This window comes from Nocardioides sp. AE5 (assembly GCF_031844485.1).
In the GTDB taxonomy this organism is placed as follows: domain Bacteria; phylum Actinomycetota; class Actinomycetes; order Propionibacteriales; family Nocardioidaceae; genus Nocardioides.
Map to the genome: position 1 here is coordinate 525,585 of NZ_JAUZVI010000001.1, position 22,697 is coordinate 548,281.

Sequence of the window (22,697 nt, forward strand, 5' to 3'; positions counted from 1 at the left end):
CTCACGCTCATCGGATGCCTCCGTGGGGTGCCTGCTCCAGCGCGGCAGCGACCCGCTCCATGGCTGCGCTGATCCGCAGGTCGATGACCCGGTCGGCGCACTCGACGACGGCGTCGCCCGGTGCGAGGGTCGCGTCGGCGTCGACCGCGACGCCCCGGTCGGCCAGGTCGCGCGCGGGCAGCGCGGCCGCTTCGCCCGGGTGGAGGCGAACGCGGACCATCGGCTCGTCGGGGAGGACGGCGAGCACCCGGCGTACGACGTCGGAGGCGGGCGCGATCCGCAGTTCGGCGCCGACCAGTTCCCGGGTCAAGGCCCAGGCGAGTTCGGTGCCCTGCTCCTCGATCCGGGCGGTGACCAGGGCGGCCTGCTCGTGGAGTTGGGCGGCGGCTGCGTGCAGGGCGGCTACGGCGGCCTCGTGCTCGCTGGCCTGGCGGGCCCGGTCCGCGGCGTGCTGGCGGGCGACCTCGGCGGCTTCGGTGCGGGCCTGTTCCTCGGCGCGCCGGCGGCCCTCGGCCCACCCCACGGCGTACCCCTGGGCGCGGGCGGCATCGCGAGTGGTCGCAGCCAGTGCATCCAGGGTCCGCTCGGTGACCGGGTCGCCGACGGCTGCGCCGGTGCCCAGCCGGGTCCAGGTGCCCTGGCGCAGGTCGGGGGCCGGCAGCACGGTGACGGCGGTGGCCGACTCCCCGCGCAGCACCGGCGCACCCACCCGGGCCTCACTCGACGAAGTCATCGTCGTTCCCACGGCGGATCAGGATCTGGCCCTGCTCCTCGAGTTGGCGGATGGTGCGGATGATCGACTGCTGGGCCTCCTCGACCTGGGTGAGGCGGACGGCGCCGAGCAACTCGACCTCCTCCAGCAGGTTCTCCGCGGCACGCTCGGAGAGGTTGCTGGTGATCTTGGTGCGGACCACGTCGGGCACGCCCTTGAGGGCCAGGGCCAGTTCGGCGGAGTCGACCTGGCGCAGCACCTGCTGCACGGAGCGGTCGTCGATGGTGACGATGTCCTCGAACATGAACATCCGGCTCTTCACTTCGTCGGCCAGGGCGGCGTCGAACGCCTCCAGGCCTTCGACGATCTGGCGCTCGGTGGAGCGGTCGGAGCGGTTGATGATGTTGACCAGCGGGTCCACGCCACCCACTCGGGAGAGCTCGCTGGGCTGCAGCATGGAGGAGAACTTCCGCTCCAGTTGGGCCTCGACCATCCGGATGATCTCGGGTGAGGTCTGGTCCATCACCGCGATCCTGTGCGCCACCTGGGCCTGCAGGTCCGAGGGCAGGCCGGAGAGCAGCAGCGAGGCCTTGTCCGGGGTCATGTGGGCCAGCACCAGGGCGATCACCTGCGGGTGCTCGTTGACGATGAAGCTGCGCAGCTGCGAGGGGTCGGCGCGGTGCAGGAACTGGAACGGCATCTGGATCGCCGCGGCGTTGAGCCGCTCCATGATCTCGCCGGCCCGCTCCGCACCCAGCGACTGCTCAAGCAACTGCTGGGCGAACTCCAGGCCACCCTGGCTGATGTGGGCACGGGCCTGGGCCATCGCGTGGAACTCGGCCAGGACCTGCTCGGTCTCGGTGCCGCTGATCGATTCGAGCCGGGCAATCTCTGCGGAGACGCGCTCCACGTCCGCCTCGCTGAGGTGGGAGAGCACCTGGGAGGCGCGGTCGCGGCCGAGCTGGATCAGCAGGATGGCTGCCTTGCGTACGCCGGCGGTGCTGGTGAGTGCCATGTTCACGGTCGGTCCACCAGCCATCCACGGAGCAGGGCGGCGACGTCCTCGGGCTGGCGCTCGACGAGGTCGATCAGCTCGTGCTGGAGACGCTCGTTCTCGCTCGCCTCGTTGGCCTCCAGGGCCAGCAGTGCGGTCGCCGGCTCCATCTCGGGGGCGGGTTCGGGGGCGGCCAGCGCGGTCTCGTTGCGCAGCTGCTCCACGACGTACGACGTGGCGCGGGCACGTTCCTTGCTGCGGCGGCGCTCGCGCCAGAAGGCGAAGGCGACCAGGAGGAGCACGGCGCCGACCAGGGCGACGTCGCGGATCAGGTCGTTGCGGCGGTCCGCGGCGTCGGCTGCAGCGGCGGCGTCGAGTTCGGCCTGCATGGCCTCCTCGGCACTGCGGTCGAACGGCATCGCGGAGACCCGGACCGTGTCACCGCGCTCGGCGTCGATGCCGGTGGCAGCGACCACCCACTGGTTGATCTCGTTGGTGTCCAGGGCCATCGCGGCACGGTTGTCGATCATCACGCCGACGTGCATGCTCTGCACCCCGCCGGGGGCGGTCTCGCGAAACTCCGTGGTCGAGTTGACCGCGTTGTCGCGGGTGGTCGACTCCTTGGAATAGGAGGAGTTGTTGCCCTCGCCCTCGGTGAGGTTCTCCATCTGGCCGTCAGGACCGACGACGCCGGTGGCTCCGGTGTCGTTGCCGGTGCCGGTGTAGGTCTCGGACTGGGTGGTCTCCGACAGCGGCGCCTGGTCGGGGTCGGAGGTGTAGGTGCGGGTCTCGGTGCGGGTGTTGTCGAAGTTGAGGTTGGCGGTCACCTGGACCGTCGAGTTGCCGGGTCCGACGAGCCGGTCGAGGGTGGCCTGGACCTGGTTGCGCATCCGGGTCTCGAACTCCTGCACCTGCTGGTTGCGGGTGCTGGCGGCGCCGGTGACGGAGTCGTCGGTGGTGAGCACCTGGCCGCTGGCGTCCGCGACGGTGACCCGGGCCGGGTCGAGTCCCTCGATGGAGGAGGCGACCAGGTGCACGATGGCCTGCACGTTCTGCGGGGCCAGGCTGGTGCCGGGGCTGGTCTTGACCAGCACCGAGGCGGTGGCGGGGTCCTGCTCGTCGGCGAAGACCCGCTGGGCGGGCAGGGCCAGGTGGACCACGGCGGTGTTGATGGAGTCCATCGCCTCGATGGTCTTGGCCAGTTCGCCTTCCATGGCCCGCTTGAAGTCGGTCTGCTGCTTGAACTCGCCGGTGGTGAAGCTCTGCCCGTCGAGCAGCTCATAGCCGCCGTTGCTGGAGGACGAGGGCAGGCCCTTGCCGCTCAGCGCGATCCGGGTGGCGTAGACGTCATCCTTGGGCACCATGATCGTGGAGCCGTTGTTGGTGATCGTGTACTTCACGCCCTGGGCGTCGAGCTCGTCGATGACGGCGGCGGCGTCGGCGGAGGCCATGTTGGCGTAGAGCGGCGCATAGCTGGGGGTGGCTGCCCAGCGGAAGACCATGAACCCGGCCAGGAGCAGTGCTCCGGCGCCGATCAGCACGATCGCCTTCTGCGCGGTGGAGAAGGCGCTGAAGGTGTCGCGGTAGCGGCCCAGGGCCGCGGTGATGTTCTGCTTCATCCTCACACCTGCATCCGCATGATCTCGGTGAACGCCTCAACGGCCTTGTTGCGCAGCGCCACGGTGAGCTGGGTGGCGACCTGCGCCTCGGCTGCGGCGATCGTGTAGTCGTGGATGTTCTCCAGGTTGCCGGTGGCGGCCTGGACCGCGAGGCCGTCCGCCTTGTCCTGCACGCCCTCGAGCCGCTCGATGCCGTCGATCACCATGTCGGAGAAGGAACTGCTGCCCTCGGCCCGCGCCACGGTGGACGGGGCGCCCACCTGGGGGGCGACGTACGGCGTGAAGCCGACGGACTCGATGCCACCGATGCTCATCAGGAACGCCCGATCTGCAGGGCGCTGGAGTAGGTCTCCTGTGCGTTCTTGGTGACCTGGACCGAGGCCTGGTAGCCGCGCTGGGCCATGATCAACTGGCTCATCTGGCTGGCCAGGTCGACCTCGGGCAGCCGGACGTAGCCGTCGGCGTCAGCCAGCTCGTGGGTGGGGTCGTGGACGACGCGGCCGGTGGGGTCGCTCAGGGCGATGCCGTTGACCTCGACGCCGCCGCCCTCCTGGGAGCGGGCGATCACCATCTGGGCCTGGAAGGCCGTCTGGTCGGTGCTGCGCGCCGTGTTCACGTTGGCGATGTTGTGCGCCAGGGTGTCCAGCCAGACCTGGTGCATGCCGAGGCTGGAGCCGGCGATGCGGAGCGTGTCGAAGGCACCCATCACATGGCACCTGCGGCAATCTTCAGCAGGTTGTGGTGGTCGGTGATCGCCCGGGAGAGCACCTGGTACTGGAACTGGGACTGCACCGCGGCCAGGGTCTCCTTGCGCAGGTCGACGTTGTTGCCGTTCGGGCCGACCGGGGTGTTGGTGGCGGTGCGCTCGATGTCGATGCCGGAGAGCTCGCCGTCAGCGATCGCCGAGCGCAGTGAGGACTCGAAGTCGACGCTGGTGGCGATGTAGCCGGGGGTGTCGACGTTGGCGATGTTGTCGGCGATGACGTTCTGCCGCACCGAGACGCCCGTGATCGAGGCATGCAGGATGCTCGTGATGGCGTCTGGACCAGAAAGGGACATGCCCGACCTCCGGTGGATCCGGTCGTTGCGGTGCCGTTCCGTCGGCGGGGGTGAGCCATCCCTTGCTCGTGTGTCCTCTTCGGTCCCGTGATCCCGAACCTTTGGGGGTTTCGGTGATCGTGACCAGTCGGGTGGGCGGCATAGTCCTTTTGGGCTATCCGTTCATGCATCCGACTGCATGATCATCCAGTGCTCGAACAGCGGTGCAGTCACACCAGGACGATCGAGAGTCGCCCGTCGCCGTACCCATTGATGCTCACGGCCAGGTCCTCACGGCGGCCCAGGGTAAGGGCGCGTGCCATCAGCTGTGGGTCCATCGGCCCGCCGGCGGGGGCCATCGCGTGCAGTTTCACGTGGGCGGCCCCGTCCACGTTGAAGAGCGATGCGGCGATGTTGAGCACCTCGTAGAGGTTCTCCGCCAGTGGGTCGGTCAACGCTCCGTCGGTGATTGCGTCCTCGGCCTGGCCCTGGGGCACCAGGCCGATTGCGGCTCCGGCGTACGCCGACAGTGGCAGGTCGCAGACCACCAGGGCACGCAACTGGAGCACGTCGTCGACGTACGACGCGATCGTGGCCGGCATGGCCGGGCCCGGCGCCAACGGGGCGGACGGGCTGAGGGTCACCTCGCGCCCGAGCAGGTCACCGAACAGTTCGCGGATCTGCAGCGGTGCCGGCAGGTGGCTGGTCATCAGACGAGTCCGGTGGCGCGCAGGGCCTCGTCGAAGGCCTCGGGGGTGAACGGCTTGGCGATCAGGAAGAGGGCACCGGAAGCCTCGGCGCGCTGCCGCATCTCCGGTGATCCCTCGGAGGTGACGAAGCCGAACGGGACTGTCGATCCGCTGGCGCGGAGCCGGTCCAGCAGGTCGATCCCGTTCATCTCCGGCATGTTCCAGTCCGAGAGGACCAGGTCGGGGTGATGCGCGGCGATCTTCTCGAACGCATCCAGGCCGTTCTCCGCCTCGACGATCTCGTGGCCGTCATGGCCCGCCTGGCGCAGGGTGCGCAGCACGATCTGGCGCATCACCCGGCTGTCGTCGGCGATCAGGATCTTCACCGGATCCCTCCTTCGGTGGAGTCGTCGTGGGCGTGCACCCGCAGCGCCACGGGCTCGCCCAGCCATTCCAGGTCGAGGCGGACCACCTCGACCTGGCCGGTGGGCACCGCGATCCGGCCCGTGGTCACCACTGGCAGGGAGAGCACGCTGGGCTCGGGCATCAGGCTCTTCACGTTGCCGCCGACGATGTTGACCAGTTCACCGACGGCGTCGGTGGTGTCGGCCTCGTCTGCCTGCGGCGTACCCAGCATCCGGGTGGCCACCGCATGCGCGGCGGCAGTGGAGAGTTCGATGACCACCATGCCGGGCCACGCGCCGGTCACGGTGACGGCAGCCGACCAGCCGGGCGCCTGCTCCGCCGGCCCGGCCGGCAGCAGCGGCTCCTCGCCGAGGAACGTCGCCCAGACCTCGCCCGCCATGGCCAGGACGTCCTCGGCCTCGGGGGTGGTGACGGTGTGCAGCGCGTTCATGCCGGGACCCCGTTCCGGACCAGGCCGAGCAACTCCAGCTTCTCGGTGATCGCCTCGGGCGTGAACGGCTTGATCACGTATTCGTGCGCACCGGCCGCGAGTGCCTTGACCACGTGGCCGTGCGAGCTCTCGGTGGTCACCATCATCAGCGTGATGTTGCGGTGCTCGGCGTTGGCCCGGACCCGCTGCACGAACGTGTACCCGTCCATCACCGGCATGTTCCAGTCGACCAGGCACAGGTCGGGCACCGGTCCGGCGGCAATGGCGTCGAGCGCCTGCTGGCCGTCCCCGGCCTCGGCGGTGGTGAATCCGAGGTCGCCGAGGATCCGGCGCAGGATGATCCGCATCGTGCGGGAGTCGTCGATGATCAGCGCATGCATGGCTTCAGGCTCCTGTCAGGGCGGTCTGGGGTGCGCGGGCCACGGCGGTCGCGCTGGCGGAGGTCGGGCCCGCGATGGGTCGGTGCAGTTGCACCCGTCCGGCGGGCTCGCGGATCCAGTGCGTCTCCATGTCGAGGGTGGTCTCGGTGGAGCCGAGCAGCAGGTAGCCGTCCGGGCTGGTCACCGAACGCACCCGGCGCAGGATGTCCCGCTTGGTGTCGAGGTCGAAATAGATCAGCACGTTGCGCAGGAAGACGATGTCGAACGTCGGCAGTGCCGGGAACGGCCCGGCCAGGTTGAGGTGGCGGGTCTCCACCATCGAGCGCAGGTCCGCGGAGATCTCCCACTCCGAACCGACCCGGGTGAAGTGCTTGACCAGCAGCGTGGCCGGCAGCCCACGGTTCATCTCCACCATCGAATAGCGCCCGGTGCGCACCCGCTCCAGCATGGAGGTCGAGATGTCGGTGGCCACGATCCGTGCGCTCCACCCCGCCGGCAGGTGCTGGTCCAGCAGCATCGCCAGTGAGTAGGCCTCCTGCCCGCTGGAGCAGGCAGCCGACCAGATCGTCAGCTGCCGGGTGTGGGCGCGGGCCTGGAGCATCGCCGGCAACATCACCTCGGTGAACGCCTGGTAGGGGGCGTTGTCCCGGAACCACGAGGTCTCGTTGATCGTCAACGCGTCCATCGCCGCTTGCTGGTGCACCCGATCACGCAGCACCAGTGCGACGTACGCATCTACATCCTCACAGCCCGCTGCCCTGGCAAGTGGGAGGAGCCTCGCCTCGACGAGGTATTCCTTGCCAGGCTCATAGAGCATCGCGGTCTCACGCCGGGTGAGGGCCGCGATGGCAGCGAAGCTGGAGGGGGAGAGGGTCACGCTGCTCTGATCGGACAGGTGGGCACGTTCCTGAGGCATTCGGGCGCATTCGGGCACTGAGTCTGCGCGCACCCGCATTGGTGGGCCGGCATCCCTCAACGACACCTCCTGGCTGCCGATCAGTCAGGGGTGATCAGGGTGCTCGTGGTGGACGACTCGGCGTTGGTACGCCGGTTGGTGACCACCGCGCTGGCCGACGACCCCGAGATCGAGGTGGTCGGCACTGCGGTCAACGGGCTCGAGGCGATCGAGCGCACCGACGAACTCGCTCCCGACGTGATCACCCTGGACATCGAGATGCCCGCACTCGACGGGCTCGATGCGCTCAAGGTGATCCGGGAACGGCACCCGCGCCAGGCCGTCATCATGTTCTCCACCCTCACCGAGCGCGGCGCCCGCCAGACGTTGGAGGCGCTCTCCCTGGGCGCCTCGGACTACCTGACCAAGCCGTCGGCGACGGCCGGGGGAGTGGCCCAGGGCGTGGCGATGGTGCGCGAGCAACTGGTGCCACGGGTCAAGGCGCTGGCCGGCGTACGACGCGTCGCGGCCACTCCGCGCACCGCGCCTGCGCGACCGCCCGTCGTACCGGCGTCGGTCCTGGCCCAGGGCCCCGAAGTGGTCGTGCTCGGCTGCTCCACCGGTGGCCCTGACGCGCTGGCCCTGATCTTTGCCGCGCTGCCCGCCGACTTCCCGGTGCCGATCGTGATCGTGCAGCACATGCCGCCGGTCTTCACCCGGATGCTCGCCGAACGGCTCGACCGCCTCTCGGGCCTCGAGGTCCGCGAGGCCGCCGACGGGGACGTGCTGCGACCGGGGCTGGCGCTGCTCGCCCCCGGCGACTTCCACCTGCGCCTGGTTCGTGAGGGCCCCCGGGTGGTGGCCCGGCTGGACCAGTCCGAGCCGGTCAACTTCTGCCGCCCGGCCGTCGACGTACTCTTCGACTCCGCCCTGGCCACCTTCGGCGGCAACACCCTGGCCGTCGTACTCACCGGGATGGGCACCGATGGCCTTGCCGGTGTCGAGGGCCTGGCCCGGCGAGGCGCCGTGGTGGTGGTCCAGGACGAGGCCAGTTCGGTGGTGTGGGGGATGCCCGGCGCCGTTGCCGAGGCCGGGCTGGCCCACGAGGTCGTGCCGCTGGACCGGGTCGCGGCGCGGTTGTCGGCGCTGGTCCGCTGAGGCCCGGCACTTATCCGGGTTGGTGGCGGGCGCGTTCGCGCGCATATGCACCCGAACGGCCCCAGATCCGGTGATTCGAGGGCCGATCGGGTGCATATGCACCGCATGCGGCGCCGCAGCGGGGGCTGAGAGGTCAGGCCTGGAGGTCCAGGTACGCCGCCCGGCTCGGGCGACCCGTCGCGCCGTCGACCTTGCGGGCCAGGCGCAGGTGGTCGCGGACGTGGTCGCGCTGGCCCTCGAGGGCGGCTCGTACGGCGGCTTGGCGCACCGCGATCGACTGGGCCCGGGGCACCATCTCAACCGGGATCGGCCCGGGCAGGTCCGGCACCGTCCACGGGCCGCTCAACAGGGCTGGCGGCGCCATCTCGGGCACCTCCTCGGCAGCGGCATGGGGCCCCAGGGTCTCCAGCCACAACGCGAGCTCGTCGACGTTGGCCTCGAGCTGGTCCAGCGCCGCGGCCCAGGCGGCGTACGGTCGATTCCTCATCCCGCGGCCACCACACCAGCCGGCGCGGCGGCAACCAGGGCCGCCTCGCGCCAGGTGTCACAGATCTGCCGGGCCAGCTCGAGGCTGGAGGCCGTCGTGGCCGGGTCGCGGCGGATGTTGGCCTGGGTCAGTTGGCGGCCCAGGAAGTCATAGAGGGCGGCCATGTTCGCGGCCCCGTCCCAGACGTCGGGGCGCAGGCTGGTGGAGAGTTCCACCACGATGTCCTGCGCGTGGATCAACTGGTTATGTGCCGCCTGGTGGTCACCGGACTGCTGCGCCTCGAGCCCGCGCTCGATGTCGAGCACGAGCCGCTCCAGCAGCATCACCAGCAGCCGGGCCGGGCTCGCCGTGGTCACCGACGAGGCCAGATAGGCGTTGCGGGCGGTGGGATTCATCTCAGGCTCCTTCAGCTGCTCGAGCTGTTCAGGGACGCGATCTGGCTGCTGAGCCAGTTGGATTGGGAGTTCATGGCCTCGAGGGCGACCTCGAGGGCGGCGTACTGGCGTTCCAGGTTGCTGCGGCGCAACTCGAGGCGACGGTCCCAGACCTCGATGCCTTGCTCCAGGTCGGAGATGGCGCTGTTGCGGCCGGTGATCGCTGCGGTCAAGGTGCCGGAGACGCTGTCGCTGGCCCCCTTGGCGACCGACTCGATGCGGGCTCCGAAGCCACCCGCCCCGGTGAAGGCAGCGGCGACAGCGGCCGCATCGGCAGTCAGCGCGGCGGTGAACTTCTCCTCGTCGAGCACGAACTTGCCGTAACGGTCGACCTCCAGGCCGAAGCCGGCCATCGACGTGTTGTCCGCCGGATAGAGCGCGCCCTGCAGTGCGGTGGCCAGCGCCTTGGCGGCAGAGACACCCGCGAGGGGACCGCTGGACTTTGTGACCGCACTGTACGACGTGGAGGAGCTGATCGTGCCGATCAGGGAGTTGACCTGGTCGACCAGGGCCTTGACCGTGCTCAATGACGAGGACGCGTCGTTCCCGACGACGACGTGGCTGGTGGAGCCGGCCGAGTCGGCGCCCAGCGTGATGGTCAGCCCGGGGACGACGTCGGTGAAGGTATTGGTCGAGGAGTGGACCGTGTTGCCCTCGATCGTGATCCGTGCGTCCTGCGCGGCGTTCACCACGGCCCCGGACAGCAGGTCAGACCCGTCGCTGTTGGTCAACGTGAACTGCTCTGCCGCCCCGGTGCCGATGCTCTGGACCAGCAACTTGTGGGATCCGTCGTCCAACTTCACCGTGGTGGCGGTGAGACCAGTGCCGGATGCATTCAGTGCCCGGACCACGCCCGCCAGGGTGCCGTCGTCGGTCTCGAGCCCCCGGGTCTCTCCGCCGACCGTGAGCCGGAGCGTGGTGCCGCCGGCGACGATGATGTCGTCAAGAGAAGCGGCGGCCGTGAACTGCAGCCGGTGCCGGGTGGCGACCTGGTCGACGCTCATCGAGAACGAGCTCTGCTGGGCGCCGGCACCAACGCTGACCCGGACTGAGTCGTGGGAGCTGGTCGCGGTGATCGGTGTCCAGTTCGCGGGGTCCTTCAATGCCGCCGCCTTGGATGCCAGGCCGGCGGTGGCGCTGTTGAGGGACTGCAGGCTGGCCAGGGTGGACTTCTCCCCGGAAAGGCGGTTGACCAGTTTGTTCTGGCTGAGCGCCTCCAGTTGCATCAGCTGGTCGATGATGCCGGCCGTGTCGAGGCCAGTCGCCAGGCCGCTGATGCTGCTGGTCGCCATTGGATCCTCCGCTCCGCGTTGCTCAAGACTGATTCCCCCGATGCGCCTCGGGCGAGGAGCGAATGGCCCGCACCTCGCCCGAGGGCTTGGGTCCGGCCGGAGCCGGGGGATCGCGACCCGTCAGGGGCTCGCGGGTCGCGACCGGTGGATCAGCGGAGCAGCTGCAGCACGCCCTGCGGGGCCTGGTTGGCCTGGGCGAGCATCGCGGTCCCGGCCTGCGACAGGATCTGGGCCCGAGTGAAGTTCATCATCTCGGCGGCCATGTCGGTGTCGCGGATCCGGCTCTCGGAGGCCGACAGGTTCTCCACGGCCACGTTGAGGTTGTTGATGGTGTGCTCGAAGCGGTTCTGCAGTGCACCGAGGTTGGCGCGAGCGGTCGAGATCGTCTGGATCTGCGAGTCGATCGCACCGATGGCCGCCTGGGCGTCGGAGTGGCTGGCGAACGAGATGCCGCCCACCACGGCCGCACCCGCTGCGCCGCCGGTGCCCGGAGCAGTGGTGGCCAGGGTGCCGCCGTTGGTGGCGTTGACCACCAGTTCGTTGTTGGCGTTGACCGTGGCCCGGAAGTTGGCCGAGAAGCCAGCGTCCGCGTTGAGCTTGCTGGCCACGTCGTCGACCGTGTGCAGGCTGCCGGCCGCACCCATGGCGACCGTGGAGGTGGCCGCCACGCCCGTGGTGGTGAAGGTCCAGTTGCCGGTGACCGCAGTCGGGGTGACGACGGCGTACGAGTTGCCGCCACCGGAGGTCAGCGCGTTGGCCACGTTGGCCACGTTGGCCGTGGTCAGGTCCACGTCGATCCGGCTGTTCGCATTGCCGTCCGCGCCCACCTGGAAGGCGAGCGTGCCAGCGGTGCCGTCCAGCAGGTTGGTGCCGTTGAAGTTGGTCGACGAGGCGATCCGGCCCAGCTCGGACTGGAGCTGGTTGGCCTCGGCGGTGATGTTCGCCCGCGCGTTGCCGTTGTTGGAATCGTTCGATGCCTGGACGGCCAGGTCACGCATCCGCTGCAGGATGGAGTGGACCTCGGTCAGCGCACCTTCAGCGGTCTGCACGACCGAGATGCCGTCCTGGGCGTTGCGGGCCGCGACCTTCAGACCACCGACCTGCGAGCGCAGGCCCTCGGAGATGGCCAGACCGGCAGCGTCGTCGGCGGCACGGTTGATGCGGAAACCGCTGGACAGCTTCTCCAGCGACTTGCTCATCTGGCCCTGCGTGACCGACAGGTTGCGGTAGGAGTTGAAGGCGTCGATGTTCTGGTTGATGCGAAGACTCATGATGGTTCCCTCCTGGATTGAGTCGCTTTCACAGTTCCCGTCCTTGGGTGCTGCGAACTTTCATTCGGCAGGTCCGGAACCCATCTGAGGGATCCGGACGAAGATTTTCAGGCGGATGCGTTGATCTGGTGCACCGGCGCCAGCGGCCGGCGCAGCGAGGCCGCGTGGCGCTCGGCGACCGCGGAGAAGTACGCCTCCCGGCGCCGGGCTGCCGCGCCGTTGGGCCGGGCGTGGGGGACGGCCAGGTCCGGGTTCAGCTGGCGGTTGATCGCCTCGCGCAGCAACACCAGAGCCTCGGCACGCAGCTGCGAGACCCGGGACTCCGAGACGCCCAGTTCCTCGGCGATCTCGGCCATCGGCCGCTCCACCAGGAAGTAGTCCTGGACCACGGTCCGCAGCCGCTCGGGCAGCTCGGCGATCGCCTCGACCAGATAGGTCAACTGCTCCTTGTGCTCCACCTCGTGCGCCGGGTCGGGCTCGTGGCTGGTGATCAGCTCGTCCAGCGTCGACTCCGAGCCCGCCTGCAGGGAGAGCACCGAGGCGCGCTGCAGGTCGTCCTCGTTGGCGGTCACCTCGTCGAGGTCCACCCCGAGCAGCGAGGCGACCTCTTCGTTGGTCGGCACCCGGCCCAGGTCGGCGGCGAGGCGGTTGCGCGCCTCGTCGATGGAGCGGGCACGACGGCGTACCGAGCGCGACGCCCAGTCGATGCTGCGCAACTCGTCCAGGATCGCGCCGCGGATCCGGGTCGCTGCATAGCGGGCGAACGGGACACCGCGACCGGCCTCGAAAGCGCGTGCAGCCTGGACCAGGGCGGTCAGGCCGGCAGAGGTGAGGTCGTCGCGGTCGACGTGGCCGGGAACGCGTCCCATCGTCTCCCGGACGATGTGTCCGACCAGGGGCATGGTGCTCGTGATGAGGTGATCCGCCGAGATCGAAACACCGTGTGTCGTGGTGTCCATGGCGCAACCTTGTCCCGCGATCACGCGCAGCGGGAGGAGAATCGGACGGAACTGGCCGGTCGGAGGAGAAGTAGGGACCTTGGTCCCGGTACCCCCTCCGGGTGGGTCATCCGATTGGCTTGGCCCGACCGGTGACCGGCGCTGGCCGAACGCCCCCGGAGAAAACCCTCAGGCCGACGCCCGCGCTGCCGATGGAACCCCCAGTGCAGGTCCATGCCCGCACCCCGGCCGACACCGTCCGGGGCCCACGCACCAGGAGAGGAGGCAGCGGAATGGAGAAGCTGTCCTCGATCCTGTGGCGGGAGCGGGAACTCCTGGAGTCCCTGCTCTACCGGCTCGAACTCGAACAACTCGTCCTCTCCTCGGGCCGAACCCGCTGGCTCGCCCGGGCCGCCGAGGACGTGGAGAAGATCCTCACCGCGCTGCGCGAGACCGAGGTGCTCCGCGCCATCGCCTCCGACGAGGCAGCCGCCGCCGTCGGCCTGGAGCACAACACCAGCCTCCGCGCACTGGCCGAGGCCGTCGACGAGCCGTGGCAGACCATCCTGCTCGAGCACCGAGAGGCATTCACTGCGATCACCCGCGACATCAGTGCCCTGGCCGCCACCAACCGGGAACTGATCACGGTTGGCTACCGCGCCGCCCGCGAGGCGCTGCTCGATCTGGAGAGCGACGGCATCGAGGGCTACGGCCACGATGGCTCCAAGGTCAGCGCCGCCGCACGCAGCACCTTCGTGGACAGGAGCCTGTGACGATGGCGGGCACCATGGCCTCCTTCAACACCGCACTGAGCGGCCTGCGCTACAGCCAGGTGGCGATGGACGTGGCCAGCAACAACCTGGCCAACGTCGGCACCGAGGGCTACGTACGCCGCAGCGCGGTGGCGGCCTCGATGTCCACCCAGGACGTGCCGGCGCTGTGGTCGCGCGGCAGCGGCGTCGGGGACGGCGTACAGGTGGCCGGGATCAACCGGATAGCCGACCAGTTCCTCGACGTACGGGCACGCAAGGAGCACGGCAACCAGACCTACCTGGACACCCGCGCCGCGTCGCTGGACCGGGTCGAGGCCGGCATCGGTGAGCCCGGCCCGAACGGCGTCGCCGCCGCCCTGGCCGAATATCGGGCCGCCTGGCAGAACCTCTCCAACAACCCCGGCAACGAGGCAGCGCGCAACCAGGTGCTCAGCGCGGCCGGCGCGCTGGTCGACTCCTTCGCCCTGCAACACCGCAACGTGGCCACCGAGGAGGAGGCCCTGCGCGGCAAGGTCCTGGTCGGCCTCGGCGAGGTCAACACCCTGGCCTCCGACCTGGCCCGCACCAACCAGTCGATCGCCGAGGCCCGCGGCAACGGCATCGACCCCGCCACCCTGCTCGACCAGCGTGACCGGATCGCGATGCGCCTCTCCGAGCTGACCGGTGCCACGGGTGCCCTGCGCCCCGACGGCGGCATGGACATCAGCATCGGCGGCGTCGCCCTGGTCACTGGCAACCGGGCCGCCACGGTCGAGGCCACCACCGGGGTGAACCCCGACGGCACCGGCAGCGGCGCCGTCACGCTCGCGGTCGTCGACGCCACCGGGACCACCCCGCTGACCGGCACCAGCGGCGAACTGGGCGCCCTGGCCGAGCTGCTCACCACGACGCTGCCGTCCTACCGCGCGGGCCTGGACGCCGTCGCCCAGGAGTTCGCCGACGAGATGAACGCGGCGCACCAGGCCGGCTTCGACCAGGCCGGCAACCCCGGCCAGGCACTCTTCTCCTACACCCCGCCCGACGTGGTGGCCAGCCTGGCGGTCGCGATCACCGACGGCGCCCAGGTGGCCGCCGCGGCGATCCCCGGCGGGGGACTGGACGGCAGCAATGCCGATCGGCTCTCCCTCGCCTCGGGGATCGAGGGCTCCTACCAGCGACTGGTGGGGGTCTTCGGCACCGAGGTCTCCTCGGTGCACCGGCTCGCGGAGAACCAGCGCGTGCTCACCCAGCAGGTCGACAACAGCCGCGAGTCACTCTCCGGCGTCAGTGTCGACGAGGAGATGGTCAACCTGCTCGCTGCCCAGCGCGCCTATGAGGCCGCCTCGCGGGTGATGACGGTGATGGACTCCGTCCTCGACACGCTGATCAACCGGACCGGACTGGTGCGCTGATGGCCATCGGACGTGTGACCCAGTCGATGATGATGCGCCAGTCGCTGGCCGCCATCGAGATGAACTCCTCGCGCAGCGCCTCGCTGCAGGAGCAGATGTCCACCGGGCGCCGCCTCTCGCGCCCCTCCGACTCGCCCACCGACGCGATCCTGGCGATGCGGGTCCGTGCGGAGGCCGCGGCCAACAAGCAGTACGCCGCGAACGCCAGCGACGGCGCCGGATGGCTCGGGCAGCTCGACATCACACTCGGCTCGATGACCGACCAGGTCCGCCGCGCCCGCGAACTCGCGCTGCAGGGAGCCAACGACGGAGCGATGAGCCCGGCCGCCCGCGAAGCACTGGCCATCGAGGTGGAGCAGATCCGGGAGGGCCTGATCACCCAGGCTAACACTTCCTATCTGGGACGCCCGATCTTCGGCGGCGTCACGGCCGGCTCCACGGCGTACGACGAGACCGGTGCGTACGTCGGCACCCCGGCCGCAGTCAACCGGACCATCGGGAACGGCGTACAGGTCCGCGTGGACAGCGAGGGCCCGGCCGTCTTCGGCCCCGATGGCGCCTCGCTCTTCGACGACCTCGCGGCGCTCGCCTCGGCCCTGCGTGCGGACGACGGGACCGGGATCCGCAGTGGCGTCACCGCCCTGGCCGGCCGGCTCGATGCGCTGGTCGACGCACGGACCGATGTCGGGATCCGGCAGAAGCGGATCGAGGACGTGCTCGCCGCGACCGTCGACACCGAACTCACCCTGACCGCCCGTCTCTCCGACCTCGAGGATGTCGACCTGATCAAGGTGGCGATCGAGGTCAAGCTGGCCGACGTCGCCTATCAGGCGGCCCTGGCCTCGTCGGCGCGCGTTCTGTCCACTTCGCTGATGGACTATCTGCGATGATGACGGCCATCCACTCCATCGAGTCGTCCGGCCCGGCCGGGCAGGAGGTCATCGACGTGCCGGAGAACCCCGTCGCGAAGGACGTCGCCGACAACGCCGTCCCGGACATCCCGGTCCTCGAACTGGCCAGACCGATGCCGGGCTTCGACGGTGATCAGCGGTTCGCCCTGGTCCGCCTCGACGACGACGGCACACTGTGCGAACTGCGCTCCCTGGACCACGAGGACCTGCGCTTCCTGGTGATCACGCCGGGGCAGTTCTTCGCCGACTATGAGCCGGTCATCGACGACGAGGACGCCAACCTGCTCGGCCTCACCTCGGCCGAGGAGGCGCTGGTGCTGCTGGTGCTGACCCCCGGCGACTCACTCGCCTCGACCACCGCCAACCTGGTCGCCCCGGTGGTCGTCAACACCACCAACTTGCGTGCCGCCCAGGTGATCCTGGACGAGGACCGGCATCCGATCGCGGCCCCGCTGGTCGCCTGAGGCGGGCGGTGTCGCTCCACCGGACGACCCGTACGTGGACAGAAATCGCCGCGACACGCCGTGTTCGCGGCGTGTCGCGCCACGTTTCTTCGCTGGAACGGTTGCCGCTCCACGCCACCGTTCGTGTACGCCGCGGCCAGGCAAGCGATAGCGTGTGCCCATGCTGGTGCTGAGTCGCAAGGCCGGGGAGTCGGTCCGCGTGGGCGACGACGTCGTGATCACGATCCTCGAGGTGCGTGGGGACATGGTCCGCGTCGGGATCGACGCGCCCCGTAGCGTCTCCGTGCAGCGTGCCGAACTCATCGAGCAGCTGGCCTCCAGCAACCGCGAGGCTGCCTCCCCGAGCGCCTCCGCAGTCGCCTCCCTGGCCGAGGCGCTGCGCAAGAAGGACTGACGCCGGCCCGGCCACGACGGCCAGGCGACGTTCATCCGGTGCGCGGCCGCGAGGGCGCCGGCCCGGCCAGGGCCTTGTCGTGTCGTTTGCCGTCACCTGGTGACGGTGAACGACATCGTTGCGTGCTGCGTGCTGCGTGCTGCGTGCTGCGTGCTGGCGCTAGGCGCTGCGTGCTGGTGCTCGGCGCTGGGGAGTCGCGGCCTCATGCGCGCCTGAACTGCTCAACTCCGCGTCCTCGTTGCCGATGAAACCGGTGACGGAAGGGAGGGAGCATGGACGACGACGCCGAGATCATCGCCGAGTTCCTCGTGGAGAGCCACGAGAACCTCGACCAGCTGGACCGGGACCTGGTCGCGCTGGAGCAGGATCCGGGATCGCGTGAGCTGCTCTCGAGCATCTTCCGCACCATCCACACGATCAAGGGGACCAGCGGCTTCCTCGCCTTCGGGCGCCTCGAAGCACTGACCCATGTCGGTGAGAACCTCCTTTCCCGACTGCGCGACGGGGAGATGGAACTCTCTGCTGCGCTGACCGGGACGCTGCTGCGGATGGTCGACACCGTCCGGGCCCTGCTGGCCGTGATCGAGGAGAGCGGGCAGGACGCCTCGGACCAGGTGGATGTCGATGTCGTGGTCGCGGAGCTGAAGGCAGCCTTGGAGGGAGAGGCTGCCCCAGCTCCGCAGGTGAACGCGGTGCCCGAGTCCGTGACAGCGCCCGAGCCCGTGCCGACCCCGGTGCTCGAGCCGGCTCCGGTGCCTGACGTGGTGCCCGAGCCCACGGCGACTCCCGCTGCCGAGGCGACTCCCACCCCCGTGGCAGCGTCGGCGCCGCCGGTGGTTCCCCCGGCTGCTCCTGCCGTGGCAGCGGCCCCGGCGGCCCCTGCGCCGGCAGTGGCTGCGGCGGCCCCGGCGGCCCAGGTCGCGTCCACGGCGCCTGCTGTGGCAGCGGCCCCGCCGGCAGCAGCACCCACCGCGCCAGCACCCACCGTCCCCGCCCGGGCATTCGAGGCACCCCAGGAATCCGAGGTCGAGGAACACAAGCGCTCCGTTGCGGAGAGCTCGGTGCGCGTCGACGTCGGCCTGCTGGACTCACTCGTGCAACTCGTCGGCGAGCTGGTGCTCACCCGCAACCAGATCCTGCAACGCACCGACACCGGCGAGGACCTCGAACTCGGCCGCGCCGCCCAGCGCCTCGACCTGGTCGTCAGCGAGCTCCAGGAGGGCGTGATGGCCACCCGGATGCAGCCGATCGGGCAGGTCTGGGCGAAGATGCCGCGCATCGTCCGTGACCTCGCCAGCCAGCTCGGCCGCGAGGTGGAGCTGCAGATGGAGGGTCACGAGACCGAGCTCGACCGCTCCCTGCTCGAAGCACTCAGGGACCCGCTGACCCACCTGGTCCGCAACTCTCTCGACCACGGCATCCAGCCGCCCGCCGAGCGGATCGCCCAGGGCCGTCCGCCCAAGGGACGGTTGCTGCTCCAGGCCAGCCACGAGAGCGGCCAGGTGGTCATCGAGATCACCGACGACGGCAAGGGCATTGACCCTGCCCGAGTTGCCGAGGTGGCCATTGCACGAGGAGTGATCACCGCGGACGCCGCGGCCCGGATGGATCCCCGCGAATTGGTCAACCTGGTCTTCCGCCCCGGCTTCTCGACCGCGGAAGCGGTCACCAACGTGTCCGGCCGTGGCGTCGGCATGGACGTGGTCCGCACCAACCTGGAACGGATCGGCGGCACGGTCGACATCGTCAGCAAGGTCGGGCAGGGCACCACGGTCAGGGTGCGGATCCCGCTGACCCTGGCCATCATCCCGGCGCTGGTCGTCGCCCACGACGGCGAGCGCTACGCGATCCCGCAGTCGAACCTGGTCGAACTGGTCAAGGTCGAGGGCGACGCACTCGAGCGCGACGTCGAGTTCCTTGCCGGCGCCCCGGTGATGCGGCTCCGCGGCCACCTGCTGCCGCTGGTCTCACTCACCGAAGCGCTGGCCACGGGAACAGGGGAGTTCCGCGACTGGCGGGACCGCGCTCCCGATGCGTCCCTCACCGTCGTGGTGGTGCAGGCCGACGACACCCGCTTCGGGCTCTGCGTCGACGACGTACAGGACACCCAGGAGATCGTGGTCAAGCCGATCGGACGACTGCTGAAGGGGCTCGACCTCTACGCCGGCGCCACCATCATGGGCGACGGCCGGGTGGCGCTGATCCTCGACGTACCCGGGCTCGCGCAGCACCGGAACCTGGCCGCGACGGCCGCCGAGGAAACGGCCAGGCAGGCAGCCTCCACGGACCGTACGGCGCTGCTGGTGATGGAGATCGCCTCCGGTCGCCGTGCAGCGATGCCCCTGGTGGACGTCTCCCGGCTCGAGGAGTTCGACATCGCCCAACTGGAGCACTCCGGAGCCGGGGAGGTCGTGCAATATCGCGATGGCATCCTGCCGCTGGTCCGCCTCGCCCCGGCGATCGGCCTGGTCGACACACCCGGCGAGCGGAGCAAGGTGAACGTGATCGTCCACGAACTGGGAGCCCACCGGGTGGGCATCGTGATCGACCAGGTGCTCGACGTGGTCGAGACCGAACTGGTCCGCAGCGACGTCGGTCGCCGCGAGGGCGTCCTGGGCTCGGCCGTGGTGCAGGACCGGGTCACCGACCTGGTCGACCTGGCCGCCGTCGTCGAACTGGCAGGTGCGCGATGACCACGACGCTCGAGTCCCAGTTCTGCACCTTCACCGTCGCCGGCCTCGACTTCGGCGTCGAGGTGGACCACGTGCAGGAGGTGCTGCGCCACCAGGAGATGACCCCGGTGCCACGCTCGACGGCCGCGATCCACGGTCTGATCAACCTGCGCGGCCAGATCGTCACCGCCCTCGACCTGCGCAGCCGGCTCGGCCTGCCACCGCGCGAGGACGACGTGCCGGCGATGAACGTGATCGTGCGCAACCACGGCGAGGTAATCAGCCTCCTGGTCGACGACATCGGCGACGTCATCGACACCGGCGACCGCTCGCTTGAGCCCGTGCCCGGCACGGTGCCGCCCACCATCCAGCATGCCGTGAAGGGCGTCATCGCCCTCTCCGGCTCCCTGCTCCTCATCCTCGACCCCGACCGCGCGGTCGACGTCCCGCCCGCAACGCCCACCCCCGGAGGCACCCCATGACCGACCTCGAGATCGCGCCCAGCGTCCTGGGCGCCGGATCCGACGAAGAGCTCACCGAGCGTGGGGAGTCCACCGCGACCGCTGGCCGGGCCACGGCCGACCGGGCCAGCCTGGTCAATGGGAGTGTCGAGAAGGCCGCTCCGCACGGTGACCCCTTCTCCCAGGTGCGCTCGGTGCTCGACGGCCTCGCCGCCCGGGTCTTCCTGGTCGACGTGGACAAGCGGATCCGTTATGCCAACGACAAGGCCGTGGAGAAGCTGCGCCCCCTGGAAGCCTTCCTGCCGGTGTCGGTCGACGAGCTGGTCGGCGCCGACATCACGCCGTTCTTCACCTTGCTCGGGACCGACCCGGACGTGCTCGCCTCGTTCTGGGACGTGCCGGACCAACTGCCGTACGCGACCGAGGTGCAGGTCGGTGGAGAGACTGCCGACCTGGTGATCAGCGCGGTGCGCGACAACGGCACCTTCACCGGAGCAATGGTCTCCTGGGTCGGCGTCACCGACCGCGTGGTCGCCGACGAGGAACGGTCCCGCGCCGAGCGTGAGCGCAACGAGGCCGCCGCCGACACGGCCGCCGTCAACAAGGTGCTCACCGGTCTCTCCGCGGCGACCAGCGTCGAGCGGGCCGTCCAGGTCGCCCTGGACACCGTCCGCGACGAGTTCGGCTGGGCCTACGGCTCCTACTGGACCGTCGATGTGGAGAGCCAGGAGCTGTGCTTCAGCCTCGAGTCCGGAGACGCCGGACCCGAGTTCCGCGAGGTCACCCTGGCCGCCTCCTTCCCCGAGGGCGTGGGCCTGTCCGGCCGCACCTGGGCCGCGCGGGAACTCGTCTTCACCCCCGACATCGGCCAGGTCACCGACTGCGTGCGGGCGCCGGTCGCCCAGCGCGTCGGGGTCAGGTCCGGGGTCTGCTTCCCGATCATCGTCGATGACCGGGTGATCGCGACGATGGATTTCTTCGCCACCGAGACGCTCGAGCCCTCCGAGCAGCGGCTCGAGGCGCTGCGCAACGTGGGGCGACTCGTCTCCGCGGCGGTGGAGCGGATCGAGCGGGAGTCCGCCGACCGGGCGGCATCGGCCGAACTGGCCCGCAAGGTCGACCTGGTCCTGGAGGTGGTCCGGGCCGCCGAGGCCGGTGACCTGACCCGCCAGGTGCCGGTCTCGGGTGAGGACGCCATCGGCCAGCTCGCCGCGGGCCTCGGGTCGCTGCTGGGCAAGCTGCGCCGCAGCATGGACGAGATCGGACGTACGGCGGACTCGCTCGCCGTCTCCTCCGAGCAGCTCACCATCCTCTCCCAGGGCATGGGGGAGGGGGCTGCCTCCACCTCCGAGCGCGCCGGCAGCGCCTCCAGCGCCTCGGTCCAGGTCTCGGCCAGCATCCAGACCGTGGCCAGCGCGGCCGAGGAGATGACCGCGAGCATCCGCGAGATCGCCAAGAACGCCACCGATGCCGCCACCGTTGCGACCAGCGCTGTGCAGGTGGCCAGCTCCGCGCAGGAGACCGTCACCTCGCTGGGTGAGTCCAGTGCCGAGATCGGACAGGTGATCAAGGTGATCACCTCGATCGCCCAGCAGACCAATCTGCTCGCCCTCAACGCCACCATCGAGGCGGCCCGGGCCGGCGACGCCGGCAAGGGTTTTGCCGTGGTCGCCAACGAGGTCAAGGAACTGGCCAAGGAGACCGCCCGCGCCACCGAGGACATCAGCCAGAAGATCGTCGCGATCCAGGGCGACACCGAGGGCGCGGTCGCGGCGATCGCGGAGATCTCCGAGGTGATCGGGCGGATCAACGACATCCAGGCCTCGATCGCCTCCGCGGTCGAGGAGCAGACCGCCACCACCAACGAGATCGCCCGCAGCGTGACCGAGGCGGCCACCGGCGCCAACGGCATCGCCGAGGACGTCACCCAGGTGGCCCGCGCTGCCGACGACACCAGCCAGGGCGCGCAGAACACACTGGCCTCCGCGACCGGCCTGGCCGGGATTGCTGCGGAGTTGCGCCAGCTGGTCGGACAGTTCGAGGTCTGAACCCCTGTTGACCTCCGTCGCCCGGCGGCCCTCACCGCCGGGCGGCGGGCACCACGTCGCGTGTGGCTCAGGCTGGCGTCGAACGGCTCCGGTCGGCATAGAGCGCGGCCTGGGTCCGGTGTGCGACACCCAACTTGGCCAGCAACCGGGTGACATGGTTCTTCACGGTCTTCTCGGCCAGGTGCAGCCGCTCGGCGATCTGGCGGTTGGTCAGGCCATCGGCGAGGGCGGCGAGGACGTCGCGTTCCCGCTCGGTGAGCCGCTCCAGGCCCGCTGCGGCGGGGCTCGCCGGCCCACGATGCACCAGGCGTTGCGCGCCCGCGGCATCGATCAGGGAGTGCCCGCGGGCGACCAGGCGGATCCCGCTGACCAGCGAGGACCCCTCGATCTGCTTGAGCACGTAGCCAGCCGCCCCGGCCAGGATCGCGGCGTACATCGCCTCGTCGTCGTCATGGCTGGTGAGCACCAGGGCCCGGATCGCGGGGTCGGCCGAGCGGACCTCGCGGCAGACCTCGATCCCGGATCCGTCCGGCAGGCGCGCATCCAGCACGGCCACGTCGGGCGCCAGCGCCAGGATCTGCTCGGCGGCGCCGCTGGCACGCCCGGCCTCGCCGACGACGACGATGTCACCCTCCGCCTCGAGCAGGCCCCGTACGCCGCGGCGGACGATCTCGTGGTCGTCGAGCAGGAAGACCCGGATCGGTGGCGCACTCATGGGCTCATCCTCGCGCACGAGGGGACTCCGGCGCGGTGGTTTCCAGAAAAACCACTTGTGAGTGAGTGCTCACTCATTTACAGTCGTCTCCTGTGACTCGACGAG

26 protein-coding genes are annotated in these 22,697 nt (G+C 70.0%); 9 read left to right on the forward strand and 17 right to left on the reverse strand.

Annotated elements, in window-relative coordinates:
* Window positions 1-7: 7 nt before the first annotated feature.
* From Q9R27_RS02495 to Q9R27_RS02545, 11 genes are all read right to left on the reverse strand, one after another.
* Window positions 8-733, reverse strand: coding sequence for a FliH/SctL family protein (locus Q9R27_RS02495; RefSeq protein WP_311250737.1), 726 nt, complete (start codon window positions 731-733; stop codon window positions 8-10).
* Complete coding sequence (fliG, locus tag Q9R27_RS02500; protein ID WP_311250738.1) at window positions 717-1,727, reverse strand: flagellar motor switch protein FliG; 1,011 nt, start codon at window positions 1,725-1,727, stop codon at window positions 717-719. The genes Q9R27_RS02495 and fliG overlap by 17 nt, the downstream gene beginning before the upstream one ends.
* A 2-nt stretch (window positions 1,728-1,729) precedes the next feature.
* Window positions 1,730-3,325: a flagellar basal-body MS-ring/collar protein FliF gene (fliF, locus tag Q9R27_RS02505; protein WP_311250739.1), complete on the reverse strand. Its 1,596-nt coding sequence runs from the start codon at window positions 3,323-3,325 to the stop codon at window positions 1,730-1,732.
* A gap of 2 nt (window positions 3,326-3,327) precedes the next feature.
* Window positions 3,328-3,639 (reverse strand): flagellar hook-basal body complex protein FliE, encoded by a 312-nt coding sequence (fliE, locus tag Q9R27_RS02510; RefSeq protein ID WP_311250740.1) that lies wholly within the window; start codon window positions 3,637-3,639, stop codon window positions 3,328-3,330.
* Window positions 3,639-4,031 (reverse strand): flagellar basal body rod C-terminal domain-containing protein, encoded by a 393-nt coding sequence (locus Q9R27_RS02515; protein ID WP_311250741.1) that lies wholly within the window; start codon window positions 4,029-4,031, stop codon window positions 3,639-3,641. Before Q9R27_RS02515 ends, fliE begins: the two co-directional genes overlap by 1 nt.
* Window positions 4,031-4,384: a flagellar basal body protein gene (locus Q9R27_RS02520; protein ID WP_311250742.1), complete on the reverse strand. Its 354-nt coding sequence runs from the start codon at window positions 4,382-4,384 to the stop codon at window positions 4,031-4,033. The genes Q9R27_RS02515 and Q9R27_RS02520 overlap by 1 nt, the downstream gene beginning before the upstream one ends.
* A 209-nt stretch (window positions 4,385-4,593) precedes the next feature.
* Window positions 4,594-5,073, reverse strand: coding sequence for a hypothetical protein (locus tag Q9R27_RS02525; protein ID WP_311250743.1), 480 nt, complete (start codon window positions 5,071-5,073; stop codon window positions 4,594-4,596).
* On the reverse strand, window positions 5,073-5,438 hold the full coding sequence (locus tag Q9R27_RS02530) for a response regulator (protein ID WP_311250744.1): 366 nt from the start codon (window positions 5,436-5,438) through the stop codon (window positions 5,073-5,075). Before Q9R27_RS02530 ends, Q9R27_RS02525 begins: the two co-directional genes overlap by 1 nt.
* Window positions 5,435-5,908, reverse strand: a complete 474-nt coding sequence (locus tag Q9R27_RS02535) for a chemotaxis protein CheX (RefSeq protein WP_311250745.1) — start codon at window positions 5,906-5,908, stop codon at window positions 5,435-5,437. Before Q9R27_RS02535 ends, Q9R27_RS02530 begins: the two co-directional genes overlap by 4 nt.
* The gene (locus Q9R27_RS02540) at window positions 5,905-6,288 is read right to left on the reverse strand and encodes a response regulator (RefSeq protein ID WP_311250746.1); all 384 of its coding nucleotides are present in this window, start codon (window positions 6,286-6,288) and stop codon (window positions 5,905-5,907) included. The genes Q9R27_RS02535 and Q9R27_RS02540 overlap by 4 nt, the downstream gene beginning before the upstream one ends.
* A 4-nt stretch (window positions 6,289-6,292) precedes the next feature.
* Window positions 6,293-7,165: a protein-glutamate O-methyltransferase CheR gene (locus Q9R27_RS02545; protein WP_311250747.1), complete on the reverse strand. Its 873-nt coding sequence runs from the start codon at window positions 7,163-7,165 to the stop codon at window positions 6,293-6,295.
* A gap of 129 nt (window positions 7,166-7,294) precedes the next feature.
* Here Q9R27_RS02545 and Q9R27_RS02550 point away from each other — a divergent pair, with 129 nt between their 5' ends.
* Window positions 7,295-8,341, forward strand: coding sequence for a chemotaxis response regulator protein-glutamate methylesterase (locus tag Q9R27_RS02550; RefSeq protein ID WP_311250748.1), 1,047 nt, complete (start codon window positions 7,295-7,297; stop codon window positions 8,339-8,341).
* Between the two features lie 133 nt (window positions 8,342-8,474).
* Here Q9R27_RS02550 and Q9R27_RS02555 read toward each other — a convergent pair whose 3' ends face one another.
* The 5 genes from Q9R27_RS02555 to Q9R27_RS02575 form a co-directional block, all read right to left on the reverse strand.
* Window positions 8,475-8,828, reverse strand: a complete 354-nt coding sequence (locus tag Q9R27_RS02555; RefSeq protein ID WP_311250749.1) for a hypothetical protein — start codon at window positions 8,826-8,828, stop codon at window positions 8,475-8,477.
* Entirely contained in the window at window positions 8,825-9,223 is a 399-nt protein-coding gene (fliS, locus tag Q9R27_RS02560; protein ID WP_311250750.1) for a flagellar export chaperone FliS, read from the reverse strand. The genes Q9R27_RS02555 and fliS overlap by 4 nt, the downstream gene beginning before the upstream one ends.
* Window positions 9,224-9,234: 11 nt before the next feature.
* The gene (gene fliD / locus Q9R27_RS02565) at window positions 9,235-10,554 is read right to left on the reverse strand and encodes a flagellar filament capping protein FliD (RefSeq protein WP_311250751.1); all 1,320 of its coding nucleotides are present in this window, start codon (window positions 10,552-10,554) and stop codon (window positions 9,235-9,237) included.
* Between the two features lie 149 nt (window positions 10,555-10,703).
* Entirely contained in the window at window positions 10,704-11,825 is a 1,122-nt protein-coding gene (locus tag Q9R27_RS02570) for a flagellin (RefSeq protein WP_311250752.1), read from the reverse strand.
* 107 nt (window positions 11,826-11,932) lie between these two features.
* Entirely contained in the window at window positions 11,933-12,784 is an 852-nt protein-coding gene (locus Q9R27_RS02575) for a FliA/WhiG family RNA polymerase sigma factor (protein ID WP_311250753.1), read from the reverse strand.
* Window positions 12,785-13,056: 272 nt separating this feature from the next.
* Between Q9R27_RS02575 and Q9R27_RS02580 the strand changes: the two genes are divergently transcribed.
* The 8 genes from Q9R27_RS02580 (at window position 13,057) to Q9R27_RS02615 (ending at window position 21,877) form a co-directional block, all read left to right on the forward strand.
* Window positions 13,057-13,536, forward strand: coding sequence for a flagellar protein FlgN (locus Q9R27_RS02580; RefSeq protein WP_311250754.1), 480 nt, complete (start codon window positions 13,057-13,059; stop codon window positions 13,534-13,536).
* Window positions 13,537-13,538: 2 nt separating this feature from the next.
* Complete coding sequence (gene flgK / locus Q9R27_RS02585; protein ID WP_311250755.1) at window positions 13,539-14,927, forward strand: flagellar hook-associated protein FlgK; 1,389 nt, start codon at window positions 13,539-13,541, stop codon at window positions 14,925-14,927.
* Window positions 14,927-15,817 (forward strand): flagellar hook-associated protein FlgL, encoded by an 891-nt coding sequence (gene flgL, locus Q9R27_RS02590; protein ID WP_311250756.1) that lies wholly within the window; start codon window positions 14,927-14,929, stop codon window positions 15,815-15,817. Before flgK ends, flgL begins: the two co-directional genes overlap by 1 nt.
* On the forward strand, window positions 15,814-16,302 hold the full coding sequence (gene fliW / locus Q9R27_RS02595) for a flagellar assembly protein FliW (protein ID WP_311250757.1): 489 nt from the start codon (window positions 15,814-15,816) through the stop codon (window positions 16,300-16,302). Before flgL ends, fliW begins: the two co-directional genes overlap by 4 nt.
* Window positions 16,303-16,462: 160 nt before the next feature.
* Window positions 16,463-16,696, forward strand: coding sequence for a carbon storage regulator CsrA (gene csrA, locus Q9R27_RS02600; RefSeq protein ID WP_311250758.1), 234 nt, complete (start codon window positions 16,463-16,465; stop codon window positions 16,694-16,696).
* Window positions 16,697-16,968: 272 nt separating this feature from the next.
* On the forward strand, window positions 16,969-19,389 hold the full coding sequence (locus Q9R27_RS02605; RefSeq protein WP_311250759.1) for a chemotaxis protein CheA: 2,421 nt from the start codon (window positions 16,969-16,971) through the stop codon (window positions 19,387-19,389).
* Entirely contained in the window at window positions 19,386-19,850 is a 465-nt protein-coding gene (locus Q9R27_RS02610) for a chemotaxis protein CheW (protein ID WP_311250760.1), read from the forward strand. Before Q9R27_RS02605 ends, Q9R27_RS02610 begins: the two co-directional genes overlap by 4 nt.
* Window positions 19,847-21,877: a methyl-accepting chemotaxis protein gene (locus tag Q9R27_RS02615; RefSeq protein WP_311250761.1), complete on the forward strand. Its 2,031-nt coding sequence runs from the start codon at window positions 19,847-19,849 to the stop codon at window positions 21,875-21,877. Before Q9R27_RS02610 ends, Q9R27_RS02615 begins: the two co-directional genes overlap by 4 nt.
* A 67-nt stretch (window positions 21,878-21,944) precedes the next feature.
* Here the strand turns inward: Q9R27_RS02615 and Q9R27_RS02620 are convergent, their stop codons facing one another.
* Window positions 21,945-22,592 (reverse strand): response regulator transcription factor, encoded by a 648-nt coding sequence (locus tag Q9R27_RS02620; protein ID WP_311250762.1) that lies wholly within the window; start codon window positions 22,590-22,592, stop codon window positions 21,945-21,947.
* Between the last annotated feature and the right edge of the window lie 105 nt (window positions 22,593-22,697).

Bases quoted from the DNA above. Each gene is read 5' to 3' on its own strand.
- Q9R27_RS02495 (WP_311250737.1), bottom strand. From the start codon at position 733: ATGACTTCGTCGAGTGAGGCCCGGGTGGGTGCGCCGGTGCTGCGCGGG.
- fliG (WP_311250738.1), bottom strand. From the start codon at position 1,727: ATGGCACTCACCAGCACCGCCGGCGTACGCAAGGCAGCCATCCTGCTG.
- fliF (WP_311250739.1), bottom strand. From the start codon at position 3,325: ATGAAGCAGAACATCACCGCGGCCCTGGGCCGCTACCGCGACACCTTC.
- fliE (WP_311250740.1), bottom strand. From the start codon at position 3,639: ATGAGCATCGGTGGCATCGAGTCCGTCGGCTTCACGCCGTACGTCGCC.
- Q9R27_RS02515 (WP_311250741.1), bottom strand. From the start codon at position 4,031: ATGGGTGCCTTCGACACGCTCCGCATCGCCGGCTCCAGCCTCGGCATG.
- Q9R27_RS02520 (WP_311250742.1), bottom strand. From the start codon at position 4,384: ATGTCCCTTTCTGGTCCAGACGCCATCACGAGCATCCTGCATGCCTCG.
- Q9R27_RS02525 (WP_311250743.1), bottom strand. From the start codon at position 5,073: ATGACCAGCCACCTGCCGGCACCGCTGCAGATCCGCGAACTGTTCGGT.
- Q9R27_RS02535 (WP_311250745.1), bottom strand. From the start codon at position 5,908: ATGAACGCGCTGCACACCGTCACCACCCCCGAGGCCGAGGACGTCCTG.
- Q9R27_RS02540 (WP_311250746.1), bottom strand. From the start codon at position 6,288: ATGCATGCGCTGATCATCGACGACTCCCGCACGATGCGGATCATCCTG.
- Q9R27_RS02555 (WP_311250749.1), bottom strand. From the start codon at position 8,828: ATGAGGAATCGACCGTACGCCGCCTGGGCCGCGGCGCTGGACCAGCTC.
- fliS (WP_311250750.1), bottom strand. From the start codon at position 9,223: ATGAATCCCACCGCCCGCAACGCCTATCTGGCCTCGTCGGTGACCACG.
- fliD (WP_311250751.1), bottom strand. From the start codon at position 10,554: ATGGCGACCAGCAGCATCAGCGGCCTGGCGACTGGCCTCGACACGGCC.
- Q9R27_RS02570 (WP_311250752.1), bottom strand. From the start codon at position 11,825: ATGAGTCTTCGCATCAACCAGAACATCGACGCCTTCAACTCCTACCGC.
- Q9R27_RS02575 (WP_311250753.1), bottom strand. From the start codon at position 12,784: ATGGACACCACGACACACGGTGTTTCGATCTCGGCGGATCACCTCATC.
- Q9R27_RS02580 (WP_311250754.1), top strand. From the start codon at position 13,057: ATGGAGAAGCTGTCCTCGATCCTGTGGCGGGAGCGGGAACTCCTGGAG.
- flgK (WP_311250755.1), top strand. From the start codon at position 13,539: ATGGCGGGCACCATGGCCTCCTTCAACACCGCACTGAGCGGCCTGCGC.
- flgL (WP_311250756.1), top strand. From the start codon at position 14,927: ATGGCCATCGGACGTGTGACCCAGTCGATGATGATGCGCCAGTCGCTG.
- fliW (WP_311250757.1), top strand. From the start codon at position 15,814: ATGATGACGGCCATCCACTCCATCGAGTCGTCCGGCCCGGCCGGGCAG.
- csrA (WP_311250758.1), top strand. From the start codon at position 16,463: ATGCTGGTGCTGAGTCGCAAGGCCGGGGAGTCGGTCCGCGTGGGCGAC.
- Q9R27_RS02605 (WP_311250759.1), top strand. From the start codon at position 16,969: ATGGACGACGACGCCGAGATCATCGCCGAGTTCCTCGTGGAGAGCCAC.
- Q9R27_RS02610 (WP_311250760.1), top strand. From the start codon at position 19,386: ATGACCACGACGCTCGAGTCCCAGTTCTGCACCTTCACCGTCGCCGGC.
- Q9R27_RS02615 (WP_311250761.1), top strand. From the start codon at position 19,847: ATGACCGACCTCGAGATCGCGCCCAGCGTCCTGGGCGCCGGATCCGAC.
- Q9R27_RS02620 (WP_311250762.1), bottom strand. From the start codon at position 22,592: ATGAGTGCGCCACCGATCCGGGTCTTCCTGCTCGACGACCACGAGATC.